Source organism: Acinetobacter sp. SA01, assembly GCF_011319235.1.
Classification (GTDB): Bacteria; Pseudomonadota; Gammaproteobacteria; order Pseudomonadales; family Moraxellaceae; genus Acinetobacter.
The window spans coordinates 149,021-164,766 of sequence record NZ_WXXM01000003.1; the positions used below are offsets into that span (position 1 = coordinate 149,021).

15 protein-coding genes are annotated in these 15,746 nt (G+C 45.1%); 10 read left to right on the forward strand and 5 right to left on the reverse strand.

Annotated features, from left to right (window positions below; genetic code table 11):
- Positions 1–342 precede the first annotated feature (342 nt).
- From GTU69_RS04900 to GTU69_RS04920, 5 genes are read left to right on the forward strand one after another with little or no spacing between them, the layout of a single operon-like run.
- Positions 343–1,161: an ABC transporter ATP-binding protein gene (locus tag GTU69_RS04900; protein WP_086195794.1), complete on the forward strand. Its 819-nt coding sequence runs from the start codon at positions 343–345 to the stop codon at positions 1,159–1,161.
- On the forward strand, positions 1,158–1,937 hold the full coding sequence (mlaE, locus tag GTU69_RS04905) for a lipid asymmetry maintenance ABC transporter permease subunit MlaE (protein WP_166168689.1): 780 nt from the start codon (positions 1,158–1,160) through the stop codon (positions 1,935–1,937). Before GTU69_RS04900 ends, mlaE begins: the two co-directional genes overlap by 4 nt.
- Positions 1,937–2,608 carry an outer membrane lipid asymmetry maintenance protein MlaD gene (locus GTU69_RS04910; protein ID WP_166168691.1) on the forward strand — a complete coding sequence of 224 codons (672 nt, stop codon included), beginning with the start codon at positions 1,937–1,939 and terminating at the stop codon, positions 2,606–2,608. The genes mlaE and GTU69_RS04910 overlap by 1 nt, the downstream gene beginning before the upstream one ends.
- An 18-nt stretch (positions 2,609–2,626) precedes the next feature.
- The gene (locus GTU69_RS04915) at positions 2,627–3,253 is read left to right on the forward strand and encodes an ABC transporter substrate-binding protein (RefSeq protein ID WP_346764440.1); all 627 of its coding nucleotides are present in this window, start codon (positions 2,627–2,629) and stop codon (positions 3,251–3,253) included.
- Positions 3,254–3,269: 16 nt separating this feature from the next.
- Positions 3,270–3,560, forward strand: a complete 291-nt coding sequence (locus GTU69_RS04920) for an STAS domain-containing protein (protein ID WP_086195790.1) — start codon at positions 3,270–3,272, stop codon at positions 3,558–3,560.
- A gap of 213 nt (positions 3,561–3,773) precedes the next feature.
- Here GTU69_RS04920 and GTU69_RS04925 read toward each other — a convergent pair whose 3' ends face one another.
- Entirely contained in the window at positions 3,774–4,787 is a 1,014-nt protein-coding gene (locus tag GTU69_RS04925; protein ID WP_086195789.1) for a CorA family divalent cation transporter, read from the reverse strand.
- Between the two features lie 149 nt (positions 4,788–4,936).
- On the opposite strand from GTU69_RS04925, the gene GTU69_RS04930 reads away from it, so the two are divergent.
- Complete coding sequence (locus tag GTU69_RS04930) at positions 4,937–5,536, forward strand: TIGR00730 family Rossman fold protein (protein ID WP_166168693.1); 600 nt, start codon at positions 4,937–4,939, stop codon at positions 5,534–5,536.
- Positions 5,533–5,940 (forward strand): NUDIX domain-containing protein, encoded by a 408-nt coding sequence (locus GTU69_RS04935; RefSeq protein WP_166168695.1) that lies wholly within the window; start codon positions 5,533–5,535, stop codon positions 5,938–5,940. Before GTU69_RS04930 ends, GTU69_RS04935 begins: the two co-directional genes overlap by 4 nt.
- Before the next feature lie 82 nt (positions 5,941–6,022).
- Here GTU69_RS04935 and GTU69_RS04940 read toward each other — a convergent pair whose 3' ends face one another.
- Positions 6,023–6,655, reverse strand: coding sequence for a phosphoribosyltransferase family protein (locus tag GTU69_RS04940; protein ID WP_166168697.1), 633 nt, complete (start codon positions 6,653–6,655; stop codon positions 6,023–6,025).
- Between the two features lie 134 nt (positions 6,656–6,789).
- Entirely contained in the window at positions 6,790–8,835 is a 2,046-nt protein-coding gene (recG, locus tag GTU69_RS04945; protein WP_166168699.1) for an ATP-dependent DNA helicase RecG, read from the reverse strand.
- A gap of 35 nt (positions 8,836–8,870) precedes the next feature.
- Between recG and GTU69_RS04950 the strand changes: the two genes are divergently transcribed.
- Positions 8,871–9,677, forward strand: a complete 807-nt coding sequence (locus GTU69_RS04950) for an NAD-dependent epimerase/dehydratase family protein (RefSeq protein ID WP_166168701.1) — start codon at positions 8,871–8,873, stop codon at positions 9,675–9,677.
- 171 nt (positions 9,678–9,848) lie between these two features.
- Here GTU69_RS04950 and plsB read toward each other — a convergent pair whose 3' ends face one another.
- Positions 9,849–12,425 carry a glycerol-3-phosphate 1-O-acyltransferase PlsB gene (plsB, locus tag GTU69_RS04955; protein ID WP_166168703.1) on the reverse strand — a complete coding sequence of 859 codons (2,577 nt, stop codon included), beginning with the start codon at positions 12,423–12,425 and terminating at the stop codon, positions 9,849–9,851.
- Positions 12,426–12,717: 292 nt separating this feature from the next.
- On the opposite strand from plsB, the gene GTU69_RS04960 reads away from it, so the two are divergent.
- Together GTU69_RS04960 and GTU69_RS04965 are read left to right on the forward strand one after the other, a co-directional pair.
- Positions 12,718–13,590 (forward strand): acyl-CoA thioesterase II, encoded by an 873-nt coding sequence (locus tag GTU69_RS04960; protein ID WP_166168705.1) that lies wholly within the window; start codon positions 12,718–12,720, stop codon positions 13,588–13,590.
- 391 nt (positions 13,591–13,981) lie between these two features.
- Positions 13,982–15,217: a dicarboxylate/amino acid:cation symporter gene (locus GTU69_RS04965; protein WP_166168707.1), complete on the forward strand. Its 1,236-nt coding sequence runs from the start codon at positions 13,982–13,984 to the stop codon at positions 15,215–15,217.
- Here GTU69_RS04965 and GTU69_RS04970 read toward each other — a convergent pair.
- Complete coding sequence (locus GTU69_RS04970) at positions 15,214–15,633, reverse strand: VOC family protein (RefSeq protein ID WP_166168709.1); 420 nt, start codon at positions 15,631–15,633, stop codon at positions 15,214–15,216. The two genes, GTU69_RS04965 and GTU69_RS04970, sit on opposite strands and share 4 nt — an antisense overlap.
- Between the last annotated feature and the right edge of the window lie 113 nt (positions 15,634–15,746).

Here is a 15,746-nt window from a genome sequence, read left to right on the forward strand (position 1 = left end):
TTTATGGGATTAATCTTTGATCTTGTTGAATAGAAATGTATACTGAATCATGGTTTATCTTGATTCTGTTAAATATGAATAATGAATCTAATTATTATGTTTGGAATTTTAATCAAGAGGTGATTATGCCTTATATTGGTTTAATTTTATTACTCATCAATATTGCATACTATATCTATAATAGCTTTCTGTAACACAGTATCCTGTTTGTTAAAATAATTGCACCACAATTAAATAATTAAAAAATTATGGTAAATCTGTTGCTTTTTATCTAAAGGTAACATTTTAAACCCGAATCCTTTATAGTATGCATGCTGAAAAAATGCAGGAAAACCCTCAGCTATGAATAATCAAATACCTCAGCAAGCTCAATCTTGGATTGAAGTCCATGATTTGAGTTTTAAACGAGGGAAACGTGTCATTTTCGATAATGTCAGTTTAAAAATTCGGCGTGGCCAGATTACCGCGATTATGGGGCCTTCAGGTACGGGAAAAACCACTTTGCTGCGTCTGATTGGTGGTCAGTTGACGCCTGAGCATGGTGAAATTCTGTTGGATGGCAAAAGTATTGCAGATATGTCACGTCAGGAATTATTTGCTGCACGTGCGCGTATGGGTATGCTGTTCCAAAGTGGTGCACTGTTTACCGATATGAGCGTCTATGAAAACGTGGCTTTTCCGTTACGTGCACATACGCAACTTTCGGAACATCTGATTGCCGAGCTGGTAGCACTCAAACTGGAAGCGGTAGGCTTACGTGGTACTGAAAAGCTGATGCCTTCAGAGCTGTCAGGCGGGATGAACCGTCGTGTGGCCCTGGCTCGCGCCATTGCGCTGGATCCGGAACTGATCATGTACGATGAACCTTTTGCCGGCCAAGATCCGATTGTAAAAGGGGTGCTTGCACGTTTAATTCGTACCTTGCGTGAAGCACTGGATTTAACCACGATTATTGTGTCGCACGATGTGGGAGAAACCCTATCCATTGCCGATTACATCTATATTATCGCGGAAGGGATTATTCAGGGTGAAGGCACGCCGGCTGAATTAATGCAGCATGAATCGGCATTTGTCCGTCAGTTCTTAACCGGTGCTGCTGAAGGTCCTGTCGATTATCAGTTTAGCCATACGGCTTATTTAAGTGATGAGGTGCGTTCATGAATGCTATTGCCTCATTAGGTAGACGCGTCATTGAACGTGTTCAGGGGATAGGGGTGGCAACCCAGATGTTGCTGCAAATCCTGTTTTCCATGCCGACCTGGCTCGGGGTTAAGCTGTTTATTTACCAAATGTACCGTATTGGTGTGATGTCTTTATTGATTATTGCCGTATCGGGTTTATTTATTGGTTTGGTACTGGGCTTACAAGGCTATTCCATTTTGGTCAATATCGGCTCAGAAGCCATGCTGGGCACCATGGTGTCTTTAACCTTATTAAGAGAGCTGGCTCCTGTAGTGGCGGCATTGCTGTTTGCAGGGCGTGCCGGTTCAGCTTTAACGGCTGAAATTGGCCTGATGAAAGCCACAGAGCAGCTGGCCAGTATGGAAATGATTGGGGTCGATCCGCTAAAGCGTATTGTTTCCCCGCGTTTATGGGCTGGTATTGTCAGTCTGCCGATGTTATCGATTATTTTTGGTGCCATCGGCATCATGGGCGGTAAAATGGTCGGCGTCGATTTCTTAGGGGTAGATGAAGGTTCTTTCTGGAGTGGCATGCAAAATAGCGTGCAGTTCTATAAAGATATTTTCAATGGCACCATTATTAAAAGCCTGGTTTTTGCATTGCTTTGTACCTGGATTGCGGTCTATCAGGGTTATGCCTGTGTGCCAACGTCAGAAGGAATTGCAACATCAACTACGCGAACAGTAGTGTATTCCTCATTGTGTGTTTTGGGTTCTGATTTTGTGTTGACTGCGGTCATGTTTGGAGGTGTTTAATGAAATCACGTGCAAGTGAGCTGGCCGTAGGTATTTTTGTCATTCTTACCGGTATTGCGTTATTTTTCTTGGCCATGAAAGTCAGTGGCCTGATGGGAACCAACCTGCGTGACAGCTATAACATGACTGCGAGTTTTGACAATGTGAACGGTCTGAAACCGCGTGCCAAAGTGACCATGAGTGGTGTCACCATTGGTCGTGTTACCGATATTACCCTTGATCCGGTATCGCGTTTGGCAACGGTGTATTTCGAGCTGGATGGCAAGTTAACGTCTTTCAACAAAGAACAGCTGAAAAAGGTTCAAGCCAATGCTTTGGAAGAATTGCGCTATAGCACAGAATACAGCGAAGCGGATCCTGCGAAACAAAAAGAAATGGAAAAGCAACTTGTTGCTAACATGAACTCCATCACCAGTATTGATGAAGATGCTTATATTATGGTAGCCACCAATGGCTTATTGGGTGAAAAATATTTGAAAGTGGTACCAGGTGGCGGCCTGAACTATATCAAACGTGGTGAAAGCATTGCCAATACCCAAGGCACCATGGATCTTGAAGATCTGATCAGCAAGTTCATTACTGGTGGTGCAGGCAAGTCATCAGCGAAAGCGGCGGAAGAAAAAGCATCAACTGAATCAACAGAAGATGCACAAACTTCATTTGTTGAATAATTTGGAGAGGAGAATTTAGTGAATACCTTACTTAAACATACACTTGGCATAAGTGTTTTATCAACAATGATGGCGAGTACTGCTTTTGCACAACCAGCTGAAACGCCACCAGCTTTTGTAAAAAAAGTGGCGGATGGTCTGATTAGCCGTTTAAAAGCGGATCAGGCAAAATTGCAAAATAATCCTGCTGCAGTGAAAGTGATTGTGCGTCAAAACCTTGACCCTTATATTGATTCACAAGCCTTTACCCGTCTGGTGATGGGAACTTATGCGACCAATCAGTATAGTACGGCTGCTCAGCGTGCCAAGTTTGAACACAATTTTCGTGAAACTTTAATCGAAAATTACGGTACAGCGTTTGCTAAATATACCAACCAGACTTATAGCCTGCGTCCATATAAAGAAACCAATAGCAAAAATCCTGTGGTCACGATTGATTTCAACAACAAAGGTGAAAAAACTCCGGTATCTTTCCAGTTGGTGGATAAAGGCAATCAATGGAAAGTGCGTAATATCAATGTAGCGGGTATTGATTTAGGTTTACAGTTCCGTAATCAGTTTGCTGCAACGGTAAAACGTAATGGTGGCAATATCGATAAAGCTATTGCGAACTTCCAACCAGATGCATCTGTAAATAAAAAATAACCGGGAAGGGTGTTCAGTGATTCAATTCATTCATCAGGAATTGCAGGTTTCCGGCAAAATAGATTATGCCAATGCAGAGGACTATTACCAGCAAGGTTTGAAACTGATTCAATCGCAGCATCAGTTTCCGGTGGTGGTCAATCTGGCAGAGCTGGAACAGGGCAGTACGCTGGCACTGGCAGTACTGGTGCGCTGGTTGCGTCAGACCCCGAAAGCTCAGGGTCTGCAATTTAAAGCAGTCCCTGAGAAAATGATGAAAATCATTCAGGCCTGTCATTTGCAAGATGATCTGCAGCTGATTGGCTAAACCAATAAAAAAGCACCGGAAGGTGCTTTTTTATTGTCTTTATTTTTCCCTCTCTCTTTGGGAGAGGGGTAGGGTGAGGGTTACGCATTTAGAATTCTTTATGTAGCTAGATGATGACGAGTAAAGTAGCATTGGTGAGCGATCAAATTCAATGGACTTTACAAGAAGACCTCCCTCTAACTCCCTCCTAAAAGGAGGGAGAATATAAACCCATCAAATCCATTTCTTCCAGCGGAAATAGGCCAGCGGTCCAATAAAGAAAGCCGCTAAAATAATACTGACCATAATAAAGCTGGTGGTTCCTCGTGCAAAGGGCAGTACATCAGTATTCATCCCATACACACTGGCAACCAGCATGGGTGGTGCGAGCATGCTTGGCAAGATCGAGAAGCGACGGATGGTATCGTTCTGTTCGGTATTAATGAATCCTGAGGTGGTGTCCAGCAAGAACCGAACCTTCTGGAACAGGAAGGCATCATGTTCGACCAGAGATCGAACGTCTTCGCTCAGTTCCCGAATATCGGCATCATAAATATGACTGCCCAACGCACGTGGACGGGACAGGAAAGTCAGGACACGGCGCAAATCGATTAAACACAATTGTGCTTTTCCAAGTATGTCTTCCAATTGTGCCAGACGGGTAATCATGTCATCCAGATCGAGAATCTGTTCACGATGGCGGTTATTGAGCACTTCGGTAGAGTACTTTTCCAGATCCTTGTGGATATCTTCCAGGATATCCGCAAGTTCATCCAGTTTGGCTTCTAGCAAACCAAGCAAGACCCAGGTCGGGTCTTTATAGTCAATCTCATAGTCATTGCGGCGGGCACGGGCACGGAAAGCGCGAAAGGCCACCAGTTTTTCACCGCGCAGGGTAAACAGGTGTTGTTTATGCAAAATAAAGGCTACCGTTTGCACGGTTGCCAAAATGCTCGAGTTGTCATCGGTTTCGCCATCGACCTGAAAATTTTTATTTTTCGTCAAAAAGTAGGTGCTGATATGTAAAATACCATCATCATCACGGTAAAATCGTGCCGATGAAGAAATATCTTCCAAAGATTTTAGCGTCGGTAAATTTTGCTCATAAGCATCTAAGACCCATTGTTGTTCTTCTTGTGATGGGGCAATGAGATCGATCCACACTAAATCCGGGTGGAGATCAAAACCACCATTGATGGTGGCATCTTCCAAACTACCGCGCTCTGTGGCGTAAAAGGCTTCAAGCATGCTGTCTTTTCCCTGCGCAGTATAGGTGAATTGATGGGTGTATTTTAGACAAGGAATTGAATAAAAACACTGATTCAATCGCTTTTTTATTAAAAAATCTCCTGAAAATTTACTTTATTAATATGACATCTGCAAAACAGGCTGAAACAATGACGAAATCGATCGCAATTTTTTGTGGCTCAGCTTTAGGTACCGATTCGATTTTTTTAGATACCGCACAAAAAGTGGGACAAACCCTTGCACGGCAAGGTAAAACGCTGGTCTATGGCGGTGGCCGTTCTGGCTTGATGGGTATGGTGGCCGATAGTGCTTTACAGGCAGGTGGTAAAGTCATTGGGGTAATCCCAAGGGTGTTGGTGGATCATGAGCTGGCTCATCCGCATTTAACCGAATTGCATGTGGTGGCCAATATGCATGAACGTAAAACCAGGATGTCGGAACTTTCTGATGCCTTTATTGCCTTGCCGGGTGGTGCAGGTACGCTGGAAGAGATTTTTGAGCAATGGACCTGGTCACAGCTCGGTATTCATTTAAAGCCCTGTGCATTTTTAAATGTGGCCGGATTTTACGATGATTTGCTAAAATTTATTCAGTTGACCACAGTAAAAGGTTTTACCCAGCCACGTTTTTCAGACAGTATGATTGCTTCGGATTCCATTGAAGAGATTTTGCAACAATTTGATGCTTTTCGAGCGCCACAACCGAAATGGGGAATGGCTGATCAAGAAATTTTGGTGAAACATGCATGAATATCATTACTGTGGCAGCGGCCATTATTTTAAATGATCAACAGCAACTGTTAGTGGTGCGTAAACGTAACACGTCCTGCTTTATGCAGGTGGGTGGCAAGCTTGAACCCCATGAGCCACCCGAAAACACCATGCTGCGTGAAATTCAGGAAGAAATAGGCTGTCGGGCCTCGATTGAGCAATTCATCGGTCGTTTTGAAACTGCAACTGCCAACGAGCCGGATCATCAGTTAGTGAGTTATCTGTATTATGTGACTTTAGATCACGCACCGAAAATTGCCGCAGAAATTGCCGAGATGAAATGGGTCGATTTAGAGGATAGGACAACCCCAATGGCACCGCTGACGACTGAAATTGTCATGCCATGGGTGAAGCGGTTTTTAACAGAAAGCATGATGTCCTGACTGGTAAAAGGATTCTTCCCTCAAGGATGAGCCGACACCTCTCTGGGAGATAAGGGGGAGATCCGTATGTCCTTTCCAAAGATTAAATCTCTGCACTGGCAATACAGGCTGCATAAACTTTTTGACAGCCTAATGCTTCAAGTTTCTGTTTTAAAGCATGTAGCGAACTGCCAGTCGTGACTACATCATCCAGCATCAGCACTTTGCGGTAACGCACACGGGTCTTTGTGGCAATCACAAACTGCTGGTCAATCTGATCCAGCCGTTCGATCCGACTCAAGCCTTTTTGCGAATGTTGGGCCAGTCGTGCAACCGGTTGCCAGACTGGAATATTCAGCTGTTTTGCCAGGAGTTTCGCAAGCACCAAAGACTGGTTATACCCCCGTTCTGCCAAACGCTGATGGGAAATGGGCATCGGGACAATGGCTTGGATTTTGGGAAGTTTGAGACCGATAAGTGAGCCAGCAAGCAGATTTTGAAAGTGCAGCTGTTGTTCATATTTGAATTTTTGAATGATGCGATCCATCGGATAGGCATAATGACAGGCCACCTGAATCTCCATTTCCTGTCGTCGGATGGTCTGTTTCAACCAGGGCAATTGTTGCCAGCAATCTGTACAGACTGAATGATGACGTTGCTGGTCTATGCCACAAAGTACACAGGGGAAAAGGCTCTGCATGGCTTTGTGCAGTAAGGGGTGAATCAATTGCAGCATGTTTTCTTCTTCTTTTTATTTAACTTTATTTTGCACAGTTTATTGGTGGTTTCAAGATCGGCAGCATCCATGCCACTTATACGATAATAAATAACCGATTCAGCCTGTTATTTTATAGGTGTCTTACATTATTTTTATACATAGGCATAGCGAGGGGCTTCAGGTAACCAGCGTTTTAACAGGGCTTCTGCATTGTCTGGATAGTCTTTTAAGATTTGCTGCGCGACATAATGTGCCTGATTCAGCAAATGATCATCACGTTCTAACTTGGCGACCCGAAAGCCCATGTCCCCGGTTTGTTTTGTGCCGAGCAATTCACCCGGCCCGCGAATTTCCAGATCCTTTTCGGCAATGATAAAACCGTCATTGGTTTCACGCATAATGCGCAGCCGTTCCTGTCCATTTTGCGAAAGCGGATTTTTATACAGCAAGGCACAGAAACTGGCAGTCGCACCACGACCGACCCGACCGCGTAACTGATGTAACTGTGAAAGTCCCAAACGTTCGGCATTTTCAATTACCATGATGGAGGCGTTTGGTACATCCACGCCAACCTCAATGACCGTAGTGGCAATCAAAAGTTGCAGCTGATTGTCTTTAAACTGATGCATTACAGCCTGCTTTTCATCGGCTTTCATCTTGCCATGTACTAAGCCAATGTTGAGCTGAGGAAAGCGTTCTTTAATTTCCTGATAAGTCTCTTCTGCCGCTTGGGCATCCAGCGTTTCCGACTGTTCTACCAACGTGCAGACCCAGTAAGCCTGTTTGCCTTCGGCACAATTAGTGGCAATACGCTGCAGCACTTCTTCGCGGCGATCTAAAGGAATGGTCACAGTCTGAATCGGGGTGCGGCCGGGTGGCAGTTCGTCAATCACCGAGGTGTCCAGATCACCATACGCGGACATGGCGAGCGTGCGTGGAATAGGAGTGGCAGTCATCACCAGTTGATGCGGGGTAGTGTTGTTCACCCCTTTATTGCGTAGTGCCAGCCGTTGATCAACCCCAAAGCGATGCTGCTCATCAATAATCACCAGACCGAGTTTGGCAAATTCGACATTTTCCTGAAACAGGGCATGAGTACCTACCACCAGATTGGCTGTGCCTTGTTTAATGGTTTGCTCAGCTGCTGCACGAGCTTTGCCTTTCTGTTTGCCTGAAAGCCAGGATACATTCAGACCTAAAGGCTCAAACCATTTTTTAAAGTTCAGATAATGCTGTTCCGCCAGGATTTCCGTCGGTGCCATCAATGCCACTTGCCAGCCTTCTTCCAGTGCATGACAGGCAGCAACGCCAGCCACCAGTGTTTTACCAGCACCGACATCGCCCTGAACCAGACGCAGCATCGGCTTGTTCTGTTTTAAGTCCTGCACAATTTCTTTGGAGACCCGTTTCTGTGCACCGGTCATTTCAAAAGGCAAGCCAGCCAATAACTGCTTGGCAAAATTTTTACTTGGGCTAAAAGAGGGGGCGGCAATCTGCTGGATATAGGCACGCCGTGAGAGCAGACTGATCTGATGGGCCACCAGCTCTTCAAAAATCAGCCGCTGCTGGGCCGGATGAGAACCTTGCGCCAGCTGTAGCATATTGGCATTCAGTGGCGGTTCATGAATATATTGCAGTGCCTGTTTTAGCGCATAACCATTGGTGAATTTTTCTGGCAATAATTCAGGCAGCTCATCACTATGCTGTTTTAGTGCCTGTTTAACATATTCACGCAGCTTGGGCTGAGTTAAGCCTTCTGTTGCTGGATAAATGGCAGTAAGCTGGGTTTTCGGTAGGGGGGTATGTTCGGTAATCAGTTGAATTTCAGGATGATACAGTTCCAGACCACGTGCACCGACACGAACTTCACCAAAAATGCGCAAGCGGTTGCCGACTTTAGCTCGATCGGTCAGGGCTTTATAGACATGGTAAAAACGCAAGGTGACTTTGCCAAAATCATCCTGGAGCTGTATGGCCATGGATTTACGCTTACCTGGTGGAAAATCAACCCCTTTCACAATACCTTCCAGCAAATAGCTACGCCCCACGGATAATTGGTTCATGGAGATGATCGTGCTACGATCTTCATAATCACGCGGTAGATGAAACAGCAAATCATCTGTCGTAAAAATATTCAGTTTTTCCAGTAGTGCAGCAGAGGCAGTTCCTACCCCTTGCAATTGATGGACTGCAGCCATGTCCCCTCAACTTGAGTTAAATCATCAGGTGCTTAATGCATATATTATTTATAGGTTATGGTCAAACCTCTACCCGGGTTGCTAAACAATTATTTCAGCAAGGGCACCAAATTACCACAATCAGCCAAAGTCCGAAAACTGATGTTTATGCAAATCATCTAATTCAGGATGTGCATCAGCTTGATTTGACTCATCTTGAACCTGTGGATTGGGTCTATGTTTTATTGTCGCCGTCACAAAGTTCTGTGGAAGGCTATCAACAGACTTATGTCGATTCAGTGGCTCCGATTGTTCAAGCCTTAAAGTCCCATCCAGTGCAAAAAATTGTGGTGGTGTCATCAACCCGGGTCTATGGTGAAAATGCGGGCGAGCGTATTGATGATGAATCTGTTATTCAACCTGTAGATGAGCAGGGGCGATTACTCTGGAAAATGGAGCAACTCTATCAACAGGCATTCACTGAACGCTGTGTGGTGATCCGTCCTACAGGAATTTATGGCACGTCCGTGGCAAGAATGATCAAGCTGGCTGCAACGACCCAAAACTATCCTCAAATTCACTGGTCTAACCGGATTCATATTGATGATTTGGCCCAGTTTTTAGTGCAGTTGATTCACGTGGAACATCCAGAAACGTCCTATATTATCACCAATAACCAGCCTCTACCTTTACATGAAGTGATTCAGTGGTTTCAGCGGCAACTCAATTTGCCTGAACTGGTTGTAGCAAGTCCGAAGGAAACAGGTAAACGGATTTTTGCTACACGGATGAGGGAAAGTGGATTTCAGCTAGAGCATGAGGATTGTTTTAGTGATTATGCGGAATTATTAAAGACGGAGTGAATGTCACCTTGGTATTTGAAGTCCCTCCTCCCTATGGGAGGAGGTTAGGAGGAGGGTTCTTTAATTAACCTCTCCCTAGCCCTCACTTGCGCTTTATAATAGCTCAAGTAGAGTATTTAACAGACCTCTCCCTAGCCCTCTCCTAAAAGGAGAGGGAACGGAGAAGGAAGATTATTTCTTCTTGCGTTTTAAACGGCGTTTCGCCTGTTGCGCTGCAACGGCATCCAAAGCTTCTTTTAACTCTTCATCGCTGAAGGCGGTAATGTGCTGAAGCATCTGCAAGGTCACATCATCCAGTACCAGATTGGCGTACTGTGCAACGTTCTGGAAGTTCTCGTCAAACACAATGGCGTTATCTTCATTGTTACGGATATAGCCCTGCTGAGTCAGCACTTTAATGAAACTCTGGAACAGCGATTTATCAAAGAACTCCGGTGAGTTGAATTCATACAATACCGACAGACGTTGACCAACCAGATGACTGAGCTCTTCCACCTGACGGGTAGAGATGTTGCCTGAACCACGCTGGGTGATTAAAGTCAGGGTCATGTAGTAACGCTCCAGACTTTGCATCACAGGGGCAGCAAGCACTACCAGCTGATTGTGATCTTCTGAATTTGGTGCAGGGGAAAGCAGGTTGCCCTCGCTATCTTCAGAAATCAGTTTGGCCTGAATCAGCGCTTCTGCATAAGCACAGATCTGATCTTTCAGCTCTTCATCTTTCCATTTTAGGAACAATTCCGCTTTCAGGAATGGATAAAGGGTGCGAATGACATTGATCAAATCACCACGGCGAATCGAACCATTATGTTCTACCAGTGCAGCAATCAGTGACGGCAACACGAAGGCATGCAGAATGTTGTTACGGAAATAAGTCAGCAATACTGCCTGATTGTCTTCAATGGCAATGATATCACCCAGGACATGCTTCACACGTTTAATCAGTTTCAGTTTCAAACCGTAGGCAATAATTTCCTTGCCTGAAAGCGGTGTTACCTGAGTACGTGCATCATAAGGTAATGCAGTCAATAGCTTACGGTAGGCATCCAGTTGCTTGATGCAGATTTCTTCATCCAGCGTATGCTTAGGCGTAGCTAAAAGAATCAGTGAAAGCAGCGATACCGGATTGATCACCACAGCACGGTTAATGTTTTCCAGAATCGCATGCGCAGCACTGTTTACTGTATCAGACACTTCTTGCGGAATCGGATCATCATTCTTGGCAATTTTAATATTTTCCGCACCATGCTGTTTCAGCATGTCATCAAGGAATACCGGCTCACCAAAGTTCACATGCACCTGGCCAAAGATACGTTCGATTTTGCGCAGGGTTTTTACAATCCCCATGATCGACTCGGATTCTTTGTCTTTACCGTTCATTTCGCCGACATAGGTGGCACCTTCCATCAGGCGTTCGTAGCCAATATAGGTCGGTACAAACACGATCGGTTTGGAACGGCCACGCAAATGCCCGTGAACCGTCATGGCCAGCATACCGGTTTTTGCTGGCAGCAAACGTCCCGTGCGTGAACGACCGCCTTCAATAAAGTATTCCAGTGGGGTGTTACGGGAAAGAATGTTGAATAGATATTCTTTAAATACTGTGGTGTACAGACCATTACCACGGAAAGTACGGCGAATAAAGAAGGCACCGCCACCACGCAATAATTGTCCGACAAAAGGCATGTTCAAGTTATCGCCGGCAGCAATGTACGGCACCATCATGCCACGTTTATAAATCACATAAGACAGTAATAAATAGTCAATATGACTGCGGTGACAAGGGGTATAAATAATCTCGTAGTCTTTGGCCAGTTCCCGCACAGTACTGAAATTATGCACTTCTACGCCATCATAGAGCTGGGTCCATAAACGGGTCAGCGCCATATCGGCAAAACGCACGGCTGAATGCGAATAGTCCGATACAATCTCGTTTAAATAGCCAATGGCACGACGTTCAGCTTCAATCATGCTGATTTTGCCACGGATGCTTTCACGACGGATGGCATCCTGTACATCAGTGGATTTGATCAGAGAATGCATCACATTGCGACGGTCTGAAAGATCCGGTCCGAGTACGACTTCACGCTGACCATCTAAATAGTTGTTTAGTTTGTTAAGAATATACGTCGCAGGTGACAGGTTCGGATGGGTTTGTTTGGCAAATTCGATCAGCTGGCGTAAAGACTGCCCTTGATGGAATTCCAGATAGGATTGGCGACCATGCAGGCCAATATTCACCAGCTGTTTAACGGTACCTGGTGTTGCCCAGGTGTCGGTAAATAGTAGTTTCAGCCAGGAATCTTCTTTGTCTGGTGAACGTCCCCATAATACGGTAACCGGAATCAGTTCAATATCAACCTGAGGATGATGTTCCAGAATGTCGATCAGGCGCAATAAGCGTGGCGGAAAGGCATGCAGTGGCGGGTTGAGTAAATTGTTTTCATCATGATGCTGCAAGAACAGCACTGATGCTTTTTCTTTATGATCACCCACCACTAGCGGATCTAATGCCGGTGACAGTTTCAGACGGCGGGTTTCGCCATCGACAATCAACGCATTGCTACGTGAATAATTTTGTAATACATAGCACACCACTTTTTGCTGAACAGTTTGCTCTGTCCGGGAATTTACTTCTGTAGTTGTCGGTTCAGTAGGAACCTCACCAAGAACATGTGGGGTTACCACCAGGTCAAGCAGCTTACTGGAAAGCTGACGATAGATTTGACCAAAGCCACTCTTGGACATACATACTCCTACTTAAATGACCGAAACCACAGATTTTCTGAGGGGAAATAGTTTTGTAGTATTGTAATTGAAAACAATATGTCATTTTCTGACAAAATGCATATTGAGTGTTAAATTTTATCGTTAAAAATCGTATTTTTAGCGAATATTCAGCACAAATCGCGTGACAGGCCAGTCAGTTGAACTGTAGGGCTTTAGTCGGGATTTGTGGCAGAATAGCAATTATAGCTTAGCTGATTGATTGAAATTTTTCGCCTAGATTTTAGGTATCCCACATTAAAGCAGGTTGCTTATGAATGCCTTAACCCAAGAGCTGGTTGAATTACTAAGTCTTGAAAAAATTGAAGAAAATATTTACCGGGGACAAAGCCGTAATCTGGTCGGTAAGCGGGTCTTTGGTGGGCAGGTGTTGGGGCAGGCCTTACGTGCGGCATCCTATACTGCAGATCGTCCGGCACATTCATTACATGCCTATTTTTTATATGGTGGAGATGTCAACGCACCGATTATTTATGAAGTAGACCGTTTGCGTGATGGCAAGAGTTTTGTCAGTCGTCAGGTGCGTGCCATTCAGCATGGGCGGACGATTTTTACCGCCATGATTTCATTTGCCAATCCCGAAGAAGGCCTGAATTATCAAATCTCCGAGCCGGAATATCCTGCGGTTGAAGACCTGAAAAGTGAAGCAGAGCTCAAAGCACAGCTGGTCGAATTTGTGCCAGAAAATGTGCGTGCCAGTTTTATGCGTGACCGTCATGTGGAAATTCGTCCAGTCAATCCACAAAATCCGTTCCAGCCACAGCCTGAAGCCCCATCATACGCTCACTATATCCGCACCCATGGTCAGATTGCCCAGAAGCTTGATGAAATTTCATTGCATCAGGCTATTGCGGCTTTCTACTCGGACTTTACCTTAATGACGACGGCTTTACGTCCACATGGTCTGAGTTATATTTCCCCAAGTCTGCAATGTGCCAGCATTGACCATGCCATGTATTTCCATAAGCCATTCCGTGTTGATGAGTGGATGCTCTATGATATGGAGGCCACCATTAGTGCCAGTTCGCGCGGACTGAATTTTGGCCGTATGTGGCAAAATGGCGAGCTGGTGTGCAGCACCACTCAGGAAGGTCTGATCCGCTTGCGTGAAATTGAAACCCAATAAGGCTCAAAATGTCATAAAAAAACCGGAGCTGCTGTCCGGTTTTTTTATGCTTGTCTTGGTCATTGTGATTTAGTGGCAGCGAGGGATATCCTCGGAGATGTCTTTATGGCAGCCATGGTTTGGATGGGCAAATGCCAAGGGAATATGCAGAAGTAGCGCGGTCATAAGCATGATTTTTTTCATATCGATTCTCTTTTAATTATTGGTTGAATGCGTATTTATTCATAAGCAGATTTTATGCCATCAGTTTAACGAAGTGTTGATGATTCAGACCAAGTGAGCCGCTGGCTTTTATTCATTTATGCTGAGCTTGTGACAAAAAATTCCTCGATTCTAAAAATAGGCCATGGCATAGTGCCTGACAGGACTTAATGATAAAAAGCATGTCGTGATGAGCTTAAATACACAAATATTGATTGCTGTGATTTTAGGGGTGGCATTCGGGTTTCTGTTAAACCTGTTTCCAAATACCCAGTTTTTCAATATCAGTCTCTATGGTTTGGGTCTGGCCAGCAGTATTTTTATTGGTTTATTAAAAATGCTGCTGATTCCGCTGATTTTCAGTTCGATTGTGGTCGGCGTTTCGAATTTGCAGGCCGGTGGACAGTTGGGCCGAGTCTGGAAAATCACTCTACTGTGCTGTGTCACCACCACCACCTTCGCACTCATTTTAGGCTTAAGCTGTGCCCATTTGTTTAATGTGGGCAAGGGTGTGGATATCGTGATGTTTCAGGATGCCATGAACAGTCATCAAACGCCTGATACCTTAACGCCATCGTCCTTTTTTACCAATTTCATTCAAAATACTTTAATTAACCCCTTTAAAGCCTTTGCCGAAGGCAATGTGCTGGCGGTAGTAGTATTTGCGCTGTTTATTGGGGTGGCGCTGGTTAAAGGCGGAGAGAATTTCCGCAGTGTACGCAAGTTAAGCCTGCAATTTTTTGACATCATGATGTTGATGATTAGCTGGATGATGAAGCTGGCACCGCTGGGTATTTTTGCCTTACTGGCAAAACTGATTTCAACCGAAGATGTTTCTGTATTAAGCCGTCTGGCCGAGTTCGCTGCCGTGGTGACAGGAACCACCATTTTCCATGGTGCAGTAGTATTGCCTTTGTTGCTCTGGATTTTTGGCAAGATGAGTCCGATCACTTTCTTTAAAGGGACACGGGCTGCGCTGATTACCGCATTTGCCACCAGTTCCAGTTCGGCTACCATGCCACTGTCGATGAAATGCGCGCAGGAAAATTTAAAGGTACGTCCACAAACCGCAGGCTTTGTCATTCCTTTGGGCACTCAGCTGAACATGGATGGCACGGCGCTGTATGAAGCTGCAGCAGCACTTTTTATTGCCAACCTGATGGGGCTGGACTTAAGTTTGGGTCAGCAACTGGTGGTCTGTGCAACCGCTATGATTGCCTCGCTGGGTGCGCCGGGTATTCCAAGTGCCGGTATGGTGACCATGATTATGGTGCTGCAATCAGTCGGTTTACCGGCAGAAGCCATTGCCATCTTACTGCCGATCGACCGTTTGCTCGATACCGTGCGTACCGTGGTCAATGTTCAGGGCGACATGATGATCAGTGTAGTGGTCGATCGTTATAGCCGTGAAGCGCAAGTTGATTAGTCTAGTTCCAAGCTAGGATTAAATACAATTTCCCAGACATGATCATCGGGATCTTGGAAATAACCTGCATAGCCGCCGTAAAAGGTGGCTTGTGCGGGTTTAATAATTCTGGCACCAGCATGTGCTGCCTGAGCCATGACCTGATCGACTTCCAGTGGACTATAGACATTTTGTCCCAAGGTCATTTGAGTGGCACACATTGGCGTCAGTTCCAGTCCGGTATCCTGTTGAATGCTGCTTTGCGGCCATAAAGCGAGTTTCAGGCCTGACTGTAGTTCAATAAAGGCCACAGCGCCATGTTCAAATTCCTGCCCCGTGATTCCTTCACAGTGTAGGCCCAAACCTTCACGATAAAACTGTAATGATTTTTCCAGATCGCGTACCCCAAGAGTAATGACTGAAATCCGTGCTTGCATAGGGTTGTCCTTATTGTTGTTTTCCTAGACTTTTATCTTAGAACAAATCAAAAGCAGGACATAAAGCCCGACTGTGTGGAAATTGTATACAGAAATTTTAGTGTTATATGGAT